Origin of the sequence: Rathayibacter tanaceti (assembly GCF_001634385.1) — a bacterium.
Lineage (GTDB): Bacteria > Actinomycetota > Actinomycetes > Actinomycetales > Microbacteriaceae > Rathayibacter > Rathayibacter tanaceti.
The window spans coordinates 1-9,549 of record NZ_LIIN01000111.1 but is presented as its reverse complement, the minus strand read 5'-3'; the positions used below and the strand labels follow the sequence as shown (position 1 = coordinate 9,549).

The following is a 9,549-nucleotide window of genomic DNA, read 5'->3' as shown; positions in this document are numbered from 1 at the left end:
CCGGGCTGACGACGGTTCCCTCCCGACCGGCCGCCGACCCCCTGGCCGCGCTGATGACCGAGGCGGTGCTGCCCGAGCGCAAGCGCTTCTGCTCGCACTGCGGGACGGCTGTCGGCCGCGGCCGCGACGGCCGCCCCGGCCGCACAGAGGGCTTCTGCCCCAGCTGCCGCACGCCGTTCTCGTTCACTCCCCAGCTCTCCCGCGGCGACGTCGTCGGCGGGCAGTACGAGGTCGTCGGCTGCCTGCCTACGGCGGGCTCGGCTGGATCTACCTGGCGCGCGACCGCAACGTCTCGGGCCGCTGGGTCGTGCTGAAGGGCCTGCTCAACTCGGGCGACCCGGACGCCTCGGCGGCGGCGATCACCGAGCGCCAGTTCCTCGCCGAGGTCGAGCATCCGCTGATCGTCGAGATCTACAACTTCGTCCTGCACGACGGAGCGGGCTACATCGTGATGGAGTACGTCGGAGGTCCGAGCCTCAAGCAGATCCTCACGGAGCGGCTCGAGGCGAACGGTGGCGCTGCCGACCCGCTGCCGGTCGACCAGGCCCTCGCCTTCGTGCTCGAGGTGATGCCGGCCTTCGCCTACCTGCACGACCACGACCTGCTCTACTGCGACTTCAAGCCGGACAACATGATCCAGGTGGGCGATCAGGTCACGCTCATCGACCTCGGCGGAGTCCGCCGGATCGACGACGACGATTCCGCGATCTACGGCACGATCGGCTACCAGGCGCCCGAGGTCCCGGACGTCGGCCCGTCGGTCGCGTCGGACGTCTACACGATCGGACGCACGCTCGCCTCTCTCGTCCTCGATTTCCGCGGCAATCAGACCACGTACGTCGCCTCGCTCCCTCCCGTGTCCGAGACGCCGCTGTTCCAGCGCTACGACTCGTTCTACCGCCTGGTCGCGAAGGCCTGCGCGCCCGATCCGCAGGACCGCTTCGCGACCGTCGACGAGATGCGCGGCCAGCTCCTGGGCGTTCTGCGCGAGGTCGTCGCGACCGATCGCGGCCCCGGCCACCCCGCCCTGCACTCGACGGAGTCCGCGCTGTTCGAAGCGCCCGTCGCCGACGTCGTCGACCGTGTTCCGCCGTGGGATGCACTGCCGTCGCTGCGAGGGGACGAGTCCGACCCGGCGCGGGCCTGGCTCGCCGGCGTCAACGTCTCCGATCCGATCGTGCGGCTGCGGGCGCTCGCGCTCGCTCCCACCGTCACCGTCGAGGTGCGGCTCGCGCGTGCCAGGGCCGCCATCGAGGCCCAGCGCTGGGAGGAGGCGGCGCGCGCGACGGGCGAGATCCTCACCGAGGACCCGTGGGAGTGGCGGGCCGTCTGGATGAGCGGCCTCGCGCAGCTGTCGCGCGGCGATGTCGTCGGTGCGCGCGCCTCCTTCAACACCGTGTACGGCCAGGTCCCCGGTGAGCTCGCCCCCAAGCTGGCGCTCGCCGCCGCGTGCGAGGCGAGCGGCGAGCCGGAGGTGGCGGAGTCCCTCTACGTGATCTGCGCCCGCGCCGACGCGAATTACACGGCCCCGGCCGCCTTCGGCCTCGCCAGGGTCCGCCAGTTGCGCGACGACCTCGACGGGGCGTTGGACGCGCTCGACATCGTCACTCCGACCCGCTCCTCCTACGTCGACGCCCGGCGCCGACGGGCCGAGCTGCTCGCGGAGTCGGGGCGAGGTCTGCCCTCGCTCGCCGCCGCGCTCGCGAGCGTCGACTCGGTCGCCGTCGATCAGCGCACGCGGCTCGAGCTGACCACCCGGGTCCTCGCCTCCGCGCTCGAGCTCGTGCGTCGCGACGGCCCCGCAGAAGGGGCCACCGTGGGTGGTGTGGAGGCGAACGAGGCCGCGATCCGCGACGGTCTCGAAGCCTCCTACCGCGCGCTGGCCGCGTCGACCCGCGAGCGCGCCGAGCGCCTGCGCCTCGTCGACCGGGCCAATGAGGTGCGACGCTGGACCCTGACGTGAGCGCCGGGCTGGCGACGCCGTGCCCGACCTGCGGCGAACCGGTGACCACCGGCGACGCCTTCTGCGAGGCCTGTGGCACAGCCCTGATCGTGACCGCCGCCTCCTCCGCTCCGCCCGTCGCCGTCGCCGGCAGCGTCTCGTGCGTCTACTGCCGGGGAGTGGTCGCGGACGACGGCTACTGCGAGCAGTGCGGCCGTCCGGCTCCGAGCGAGCGCGAGCACTGGGCCGAGGCGCCGCACCGGCTCGTCGGCGTGTCTGCGACCGCGGACTCCGGCACGCGGCCAACGAGGACGCGATGGCGACCGGAGCCGCCGCCTCCGACGAGGGGGCGCTGCGGCTCGCGTTGCTCGTGGTCTGCGACGGCGTCTCATCGACTCCCGACTCGGACAAGGCCTCGCTCGCCGCTGCCCGGGCCGCACTGAGCGCTCTCGAGGCCGACGTCGGCGGGGAGCCGCGCGGGGCGGACCACTGGGGAGCGCTGCTGCAGATGGCCACGGCGCGCGCCTCCGGGGCGATCGACGCCGCCGTGCCCGAGAAGCGGGCGAACCCGCCGTCGTGCACGTTCACCGCCGCTGTGCTCGACGGCGCACTGCTGGTCACCGGCAACGTGGGCGACAGCCGCAGCTATTGGATCCCGGACACCGGGGTCCCTCGGCTGCTCACGGTCGACGACTCGTGGGCCCAGGAGCAGATCGCGGCGGGGGTGCCCAGGCAGCAGGCCGAGACGGCGCCCGACGCGCACGCCATCACCCGCTGGCTGGGAGCCGACGCTCACGACGAGGAGCCCCGGGTCTCCGCCGAGCTGCTCGACGAGCCGGGCTGGGTGCTCGCCTGCTCGGACGGCCTCTGGAACTACGCCTCGGCGGCCGAGGATCTCGCACGGGTCCTGCACGAGGCGCAGGCGCGGGTCGGCTCCGATCCGGTCGTGCTGGCGGAGGCACTGGTCGCGTGGGCGAACGAGCGCGGCGGCCACGACAACATCACGGCGGCGCTCGCTCGCTTCGAGCCGTCGCCGACGGCACGCTGACGACCGCCTCCGCGCTCCGATCGCCGCTGCGGGGCAGTTCGGCCGAACCGCTCGCGTGCGCGACTCCGGCAGGGCAGCATGGAGGCCATGACGTCCCCGACCACCCCCGCCGTCCGCGACAACGCCTCGGTCGCCGCCGCCGACCGCTCCCGCGTGTTCCACTCCTGGTCGGCGCAGGGTGCGCTGAACCCGCTGCCGATCGCGGGCGGGCTCGGCGCCGAGGTGTGGGATGTGGACGGCACCCGCTATCTCGACTTCTCGAGCCAGCTCGTGAACGTCACCATCGGCTATCAGCATCCCAAGGTCGTCGCCGCGATCCAGAAGCAGGCCGGCGTCCTCGCGACCATCGGCCCGGCCGCGGCGAACGAGACCAGGGCGGAGGCGGCGCGCCTGATCACCGAGCGGGCGCCTGACGGTTTCGAGAAGGTCTTCTTCACCAACGGAGGCGCGGACGCCAACGAGAACGCGATCCGCATGGCCCGCCTGTTCACGGGCCGCGACAAGGTCGTGTCGTTCTACCGCTCGTACCACGGCAACACCGGCGCGGCCATCGTCTCCACCGGCGACTGGCGGCGCGTCCCCAACGAGTTCGCACGCGGCCATGTGCACGCCTTCGGCCCCTACCTCTACCGCAGCGAGTTCTGGGCGGAGTCACCCGAGCAGGAGTGCGAGCGCGCTCTGCACCACCTCGAGCGTGTCGTGCAGGCCGAGGGGCCGGAGTCGATCGCGGCGTTCCTCCTCGAGACCATCCCCGGCACGGCGGGCGTGCTCACGCCTCCGCCCGGCTATCTCGCCGGCGTGCGCGAGATCGCCGACCGGTACGGGATCCAGCTGATCCTCGACGAGGTGATGGCCGGTTTCGGCCGCACGGGCGAGTGGTTCGCCTTCGACGCCTTCGACGTGCGCCCGGACCTGATCACCTTCGCGAAGGGCGTCAACTCCGGCTATGTGCCGATCGGCGGCGTCATCATCTCGGATCCGATCGCGCACCACTTCGACGAGCGCGTCTTCCCGGGCGGGCTCACCTATTCCGGCCACCCGCTCGCTGCGGCCAGCGTCGTCGCGACGCTCGAGGCGATGGCGGAGGAGGGCATCGTCGAGAACGCGCGGACCATCGGCTCCGAGCATCTCGCACCCGGCCTCGCTGCGCTTGAGGCGAAGCATGAGCTCGTCGGCGAGGTCCGCGGATCCGGAGTGTTCTGGGCTCTGGAGCTCGTGTCGGATCCCTCGACGCGAGAGCCGCTGCCGGTCGCGTCCGTCGCCCGCCTCAAGGCAGACCTGCTCGCGCGCGGCCTGCTGCCCTTCACCGCTGACAATCGGATCCACGTGGTCCCGCCGGCGGTCATCACCCCCGCCGAGGTCGTGCGCGGCCTAGCCCTGCTCGATGACGCGCTGACGGCGTTCGGCGGCTGACCGGCCCGCGCACCAGCTCCGGGTCCCCGTTCCCGGACCCGCGCCGTCCCCGGGATTCGCGTCCCGCCCGCTACGCCACCGCGTGCAGCGCGAACGCCGTCACGAACCCCAGAACCGCGTACATCCCCGTCATCACGTCGTCGCGGTCGAACGCCTCCGGGATCATCGTGTTCGAGATCATCGCGAGGATCGCTCCTGCCGCCACCGTCGTCACGAAGGCGACGACCGCGCCCGGTGCCGACGCGAAGACGAGGAAGCCGACGAGCGCGGCGGTCAGCTTCGCGGGCACGCGCACGAGCCAGGCGAGCGCCGCGCCGATCAGGAGGGTGGCGCCGCCGGCAGCGCCGCTGACGAGAGCGAGGGTCCAGGGAGGCATCGGGCCACTCTCTCAGCCGGCCGCGTCGTCGGCCTCGGGCTTGACGGCGGCCACGGGATCGGGAGCGCGAGGCCGGTAGACCGAGGTGACCAGCACCACCGAGACGATCATGAGGAGGAACCATGACACCAGCTTCGAGGGCGAGACCACGTGCCAGCCGTCGAGTTGATCGGGGTAGAGCCAGGCGCCGGCAGACGTGGCGATGTTCTCGGCCAGCCAGATGAAGGTCGCGACGAGCGCGAATGCCACGAGCAACGGCATCCGGTGGCTGCCGCGGTGGACCCGGTAGACCATTGTGCTGCGGACCCACAGTGCGCCGACCGCTGCCACGAGCAGCCAGCGGGCGTCGGGCAGAGAGTGGTGGCTGAAGAAGTTGACGTAGATCAGCACCGCGACCACCCCGGTCAGCCAGCGCCTCGGCCAGCGCTCGAAGCGCAGATCGAAGAGGCGGTGGATCCGCACCATGTACGAGCCGACGGAGGCGTAGAGGAAGCCGCTGAACAGCGGCACGGCGCCCAGTCGCAGCACGCCGTCCGCCGCGTAGCTCCATGAGCCGACATCGGTCTTGAACAGCTCCATGCCGGTGCCGACCACGTGGAACAGCACGACCACCCAGAGCTCCCGACCGGTCTCGAGGCGCGTGGCGATCATCACGATCTGCAGTGCCACGGCGGCGAGCGTGAGCAGGTCGTTGCGCGCGAGTGCGGCGTCGTCCGGGTACCAGAGCCGCGCGGCGAGGATCACCGCGAGTAGCGCGGCTCCGAAGACGCAGGCCCACGCCTGCTTGGCCCCGAAGACGAGGAACTCGATCAGGGCTGCGCGCGCTCCCGAAGCGGGTCCGCGCGCGAGCAGCCTCCGCGCGGCGTCGTCGATCCGCTGCTCGACCGGCGTGAAGGCCCGCATCCGTCCTCGCTCCCTCTCGGAGCCGACGATGCTACCCGGTCGCTCCGGGCCCTCTCAGCCCGGGAGACGACGCCTTCGTCCCCCCTCGGATCGCTCTGGCAGAGCAGAGACGGCGGGAACGTCATTGTGCCGACGACTCGGATGCCCTCGAACCATCGCCGAGCGAGTAGTCGAAGCGGGCGCCGGCGGGCGGTGCCACGGGTCCACCCTTGCCTGCACATCCCGTGGGCAGGAGCGCCGCCGCGAGCGCTGCTCCCCATAAACTGGCGGAATGGCGGAGTTCAGCGCGAGTGTGTTCCAGAACGAGTTCCTCTCGGACGGCGCCACCGATGTGCACGCGATCGTGACGGTCACCGCCTCGGGCACCGGTGCTGCCGGCTCGGACGGTGCAGCCGCCGAGATCATCATCGTCGACTGCTCCGGCTCGATGACTGGAGAGAATCTGACCGCCGCCAAGCGCGCCGCCGCTGTGGCCGTCGACCAGATCCTCGACGGCACTTTCTTCGCCGTCATCGCCGGCTCCGAGCGAGCCGACCGCGCGTTCCCCTACCCCAACGCCTCCGTCTCGATGGTGCGCATGGAGGCGGGCGCCCGTGCCGCCGCCAAGGAGGCGATCGGCTTCCTCCAGGCCGACGGCGGCACCGCGATGGGCACCTGGCTCACACTCGCGCGCCAGCTCTTCGCGACTGTTCCGGAGGCGACGCAGCGGCACGCGATCCTCCTCACCGACGGCAAGAACGAGCACGAGTCGCGGATGCAGCTCGATGCCGCGATCCGCGCCGCGGGCGGCGAGTTCCAGTGCGACGTCCGCGGCGTCGGCTCGCGCTGGATCGTCGAGGAGGCGCGGACGATCGCGAGCGCGCTGCTGGGCACTGTGGGCCTGATCGCGAACCCGGCCGACATGGCCGCCGACTTCGAGTCGCTGATGCGCGCCTCGATGGGCCGCGGAGTCGCGAACGGCGAGCTGCGTGTCTGGACGCCGCAGGGCGCTCAGCTGCTGTTCGTCCGTCAGGTCGCGCCGAACCTCGAGGATTTGAGCGCACGCCGCACCGCGGTGAACCCGCTCACCGGCGCTTACCCCACCGGCGCGTGGGGCGACGAGTCCCGCGAGTACCACGTGGCGGTGCGCGTCGCGTCGAAGCCGGTCGGCGCGGAGCAGCTCGCCGCGCGGGTCCAGCTCAGCGTGCGTGACCAGGTGGTCGCCTCCGCTCTGGTGAAGGCCCGGTGGACCGACGACTCCGCCCTGACCGCCCGTATCGATCCCGCCGTCGCCCACTACACCGGGCAGACCGAGCTGGCCTCGGCGATCCAGGACGGGCTCGCGGCGAAGGCGGTCGGCGACGACGCGACCGCGACGGTCAAGCTCGGCCGCGCCGTGCAGCTCGCCGCCGTCACCGGCAACGACGAGGCCACCGCGAAGCTCCGCAAGGTGGTCGAGATCGACAACCCGAACGAGGGGACCGTGCGGCTCAAGCGCGGCGCCACCCGTCTGGACGAGATGGCGCTGGACACCGCGTCGACCAAGACCACCCGGGTGCGCAAGTGAGCTTCCGCTGCCCCGAGGGGCACACCTCGGCCTCCGGCGACTACTGCGACGTCTGCGGAGCGCCGATCGGTGCCCCGTCCTCGCCGCCTCCGGCCGCTGCTGCGCCGACCACCGCGATCCCGACGGGACCCTCGGTCTGCCCGCACTGCTCGTTCCCCAACGAGCCCGGCGCGCTGTTCTGCGAGAACTGCGGTTACGACTTCACCACCGGCTCCCTGCCCGAGGTGGACCCCTTCACGGAGTCGGGGGCCCTGCGCGTGCCGGGCGGGGCGGGCGGCTCCGCGACGGCGGCCGGCGATCCGGCCTCGCACCTGGGCGAGGCGCCGCGGCGGGCGGAGACCCCGCCGCGGTCACCGAGCTGGTGCCGGAGCAGGAGGCGGGCTTCGACGTGCCCGTCGCCACGGCGCCTCCGGTGCCGTCGCCTCCCGCCGCGGCTGAGCCCCCGACCGAGGTGATCCCCTCGGTCGCCGGGTCGCCCGTCGCCGAGACGCTCGCTCCCGAGGCGCCCGCCGACCCGGACCGTCCGTGGATCGCCGAGCTCTGGGTCGACCCCGACTGGTACGCCGAGCAGCGCGCGGACGACCCGATGCCCTCTCCCGGACCTCCGGCGACCGTGGTACTCCGCGAGCGCTCGCTGCTGGTCGGCCGGCCCTCCGTCTCCCGCGGCATCTCGCCGCAGATCGACTGCGGCTCCGACTCCGGAGTCTCGCGCCGCCACTGCCAGCTGAGCACCGACGGCTACCGCTGGTGGGTCGAGGACCTGCAGTCGGCGAACGGCACCTACCTCGCGCAGGCCGGGGCCCCGATCCCGCAGACCCCGATCCCGGCGGGTCAGCGCCGCGAGGTCGAGGAGGGCGATCGGCTCTACGTGGGGGCCTGGACGCGCCTCGTTCTGCGGCCGGCGCTGCCCGGGGAGGCGTAGGGCCCGGGCCTGCCTGCCCTCCTTGCCGGTGACCCGCGAAGCCGTGACCGCGTTCGATCTGCGGCACTCCCGCGCCCTCTGCACGAGGATCTCCGACCTGCCGGACTCCGTGCGATCCGCAGGGGCCGAGGGCCCCCGTCAGCGCCCCGCCAGCGCCCCGAGCATCCAGGAGAGCGCCGCGATCGCGCCGACGCCGACGATGCTGGAGCCGATGATCACCGAGCGCCGCAGGCGCGCCGATCGCGACTCCGAGCCCACCGGCACCGAGCCGACGCCGCCGCGCAGCAGGTGCGCCACTTCGTCAGCCGTGGGCCGCACGGAGGGGTCGCGCGCGGTCATCGCCGCGAGCAGCGTCCGCCACTCCTCCGGCAGGGTGTCGGGGACTTTCGGGCTGCGGTGCAGCCGCGCGAGCGCCGCCTCGAGGACCGTGCCGGAGTACTCCCGGTGACCCGTCAGCGCCTCGAGGAGCACCAGCCCGAGCGAGAAGACGTCGCTCGCCCCGCTGATCGGCTCGCCGGCCACCTGCTCCGGGCTGACGAAGCTCGCCGTGCCGATGACGATGCCGTCGCTGGTGAGCCGTGAGCCGTCCATGAAGTGGGCGACGCCGAAGTCGGTCAGCTTGGCGGTGCGGTCGTAGCCGCTGGAGGCGACGTCGCTGACCAGGATGTTCGCGGGCTTCACATCGCGGTGGACGACGCCGCGCTCGTGCAGGTAGGCGAGCGCCTCGGCCAACTGCGTGCCGATCGCGGAGACCTCGTGTGCGGGAAGCGCGCCGGCATCCAGGCGCGCTTCCATCGTCGGGTCGGCGACGAGTTCCATCACGACGTAGCGGCGCACCTCTCCGCCGAAGTTGTGCAGGCCCGCGTCGAAGAGGTTCACGATGCCCGGATGCGCGAACGAGCTCAGCATCCGCACCTCGCGCTCCTGGCGCGCGACGTCCTCGGGGTTCGAGGCCTCTGCGCGGAACACCTTCACCGCGACGTCGCGCTGCACCGTCTCGTCGTGCGCGCGGTAGACCGAGCCCATGCCGCCCGAGCCGATCCGCTCGATGAGGTAGTAGCGCCCGGCGACCTTCTGCTTCGCGGCGTTGGCGGCGATCACACTCACGACGATCCCGCCTTCCGCTCGAACGGAGCGCCTGGAAGCGCACACGGTGGGCGCTTGCGACGACCGTACCCCGCGGGCGAGCCGTCCGCTCCGGCGGATCGGGGGATTGACGTGACCCGTCCCGAAAGGGGGGCGAAACCGACCGATCGGCGGGCTGCTGCCGGGCTGGGGGCGGCCGGACCGACTCGGCGAGGAGCCGCTGCCGACTCACCGCGTGCGCCTGTCTGGGAGCGGCCTCCCCGCGGACCCCGCTCCGCCGCCGCTCACCGCGACCGGCCGAGCATCCCTTCGA

General features: G+C 72.6%; 9 protein-coding genes and 1 pseudogene. 7 read left to right on the top strand and 3 right to left on the bottom strand.

Features of this window, described 5'->3' with window-relative positions; genetic code table 11:
* The 5 genes and pseudogenes from ACH61_RS18490 to ACH61_RS12140 all read left to right on the top strand — a co-directional run.
* The coding region (locus ACH61_RS18490) for a serine/threonine protein kinase (protein WP_330220163.1) at positions 1 to 314 on the top strand (314 nt) is incomplete at its 5' end.
* The gene (locus ACH61_RS12150) at positions 308 to 1,963 is read left to right on the top strand and encodes a tetratricopeptide repeat protein (RefSeq protein WP_236713667.1); all 1,656 of its coding nucleotides are present in this window, start codon (positions 308 to 310) and stop codon (positions 1,961 to 1,963) included. The genes ACH61_RS18490 and ACH61_RS12150, both read left to right, overlap by 7 nt.
* Positions 1,960 to 2,097: pseudogene (locus ACH61_RS19365) on the top strand (zinc-ribbon domain-containing protein); the annotation flags it as partial. The gene ACH61_RS12150 and the pseudogene ACH61_RS19365, both read left to right, overlap by 4 nt.
* 161 nt (positions 2,098 to 2,258) lie before the next feature.
* Positions 2,259 to 2,990 carry a PP2C family protein-serine/threonine phosphatase gene (locus tag ACH61_RS12145; protein WP_068212385.1) on the top strand — a complete coding sequence of 244 codons (732 nt, stop codon included), beginning with the start codon at positions 2,259 to 2,261 and terminating at the stop codon, positions 2,988 to 2,990.
* Positions 2,991 to 3,077: 87 nt separating this feature from the next.
* Entirely contained in the window at positions 3,078 to 4,403 is a 1,326-nt protein-coding gene (locus ACH61_RS12140) for an aspartate aminotransferase family protein (RefSeq protein ID WP_068212384.1), read from the top strand.
* 70 nt (positions 4,404 to 4,473) lie between these two features.
* On the opposite strand, the gene ACH61_RS12135 is transcribed toward ACH61_RS12140, so the two are convergent.
* Positions 4,474 to 4,779, bottom strand: coding sequence for a hypothetical protein (locus ACH61_RS12135; RefSeq protein ID WP_068212383.1), 306 nt, complete (start codon positions 4,777 to 4,779; stop codon positions 4,474 to 4,476).
* Between the two features lie 12 nt (positions 4,780 to 4,791).
* A complete protein-coding gene (locus ACH61_RS12130) occupies positions 4,792 to 5,682 on the bottom strand; it encodes a DUF817 domain-containing protein (RefSeq protein WP_068212382.1) in 891 nt (296 codons plus the stop codon).
* Between the two features lie 271 nt (positions 5,683 to 5,953).
* On the opposite strand from ACH61_RS12130, the gene ACH61_RS12125 reads away from it, so the two are divergent.
* Together ACH61_RS12125 and ACH61_RS18485 are read left to right on the top strand one after the other, a co-directional pair.
* Positions 5,954 to 7,228: a VWA domain-containing protein gene (locus ACH61_RS12125; protein ID WP_068212381.1), complete on the top strand. Its 1,275-nt coding sequence runs from the start codon at positions 5,954 to 5,956 to the stop codon at positions 7,226 to 7,228.
* A gap of 388 nt (positions 7,229 to 7,616) precedes the next feature.
* A complete protein-coding gene (locus ACH61_RS18485) occupies positions 7,617 to 8,150 on the top strand; it encodes an FHA domain-containing protein (RefSeq protein WP_082845237.1) in 534 nt (177 codons plus the stop codon).
* 138 nt (positions 8,151 to 8,288) lie between these two features.
* Here the strand turns inward: ACH61_RS18485 and ACH61_RS12115 are convergent, their stop codons facing one another.
* The gene (locus ACH61_RS12115) at positions 8,289 to 9,257 is read right to left on the bottom strand and encodes a serine/threonine-protein kinase (protein WP_068212380.1); all 969 of its coding nucleotides are present in this window, start codon (positions 9,255 to 9,257) and stop codon (positions 8,289 to 8,291) included.
* Between the last annotated feature and the right edge of the window lie 292 nt (positions 9,258 to 9,549).

Coding starts and splice junctions, on each gene's coding strand:
- ACH61_RS12145 (WP_068212385.1), top strand. CDS start 2,259: ATGGCGACCGGAGCCGCCGCCTCCGACGAGGGGGCGCTGCGGCTCGCG.
- ACH61_RS12140 (WP_068212384.1), top strand. CDS start 3,078: ATGACGTCCCCGACCACCCCCGCCGTCCGCGACAACGCCTCGGTCGCC.
- ACH61_RS12135 (WP_068212383.1), bottom strand. CDS start 4,779: ATGCCTCCCTGGACCCTCGCTCTCGTCAGCGGCGCTGCCGGCGGCGCC.
- ACH61_RS12130 (WP_068212382.1), bottom strand. CDS start 5,682: ATGCGGGCCTTCACGCCGGTCGAGCAGCGGATCGACGACGCCGCGCGG.
- ACH61_RS12125 (WP_068212381.1), top strand. CDS start 5,954: ATGGCGGAGTTCAGCGCGAGTGTGTTCCAGAACGAGTTCCTCTCGGAC.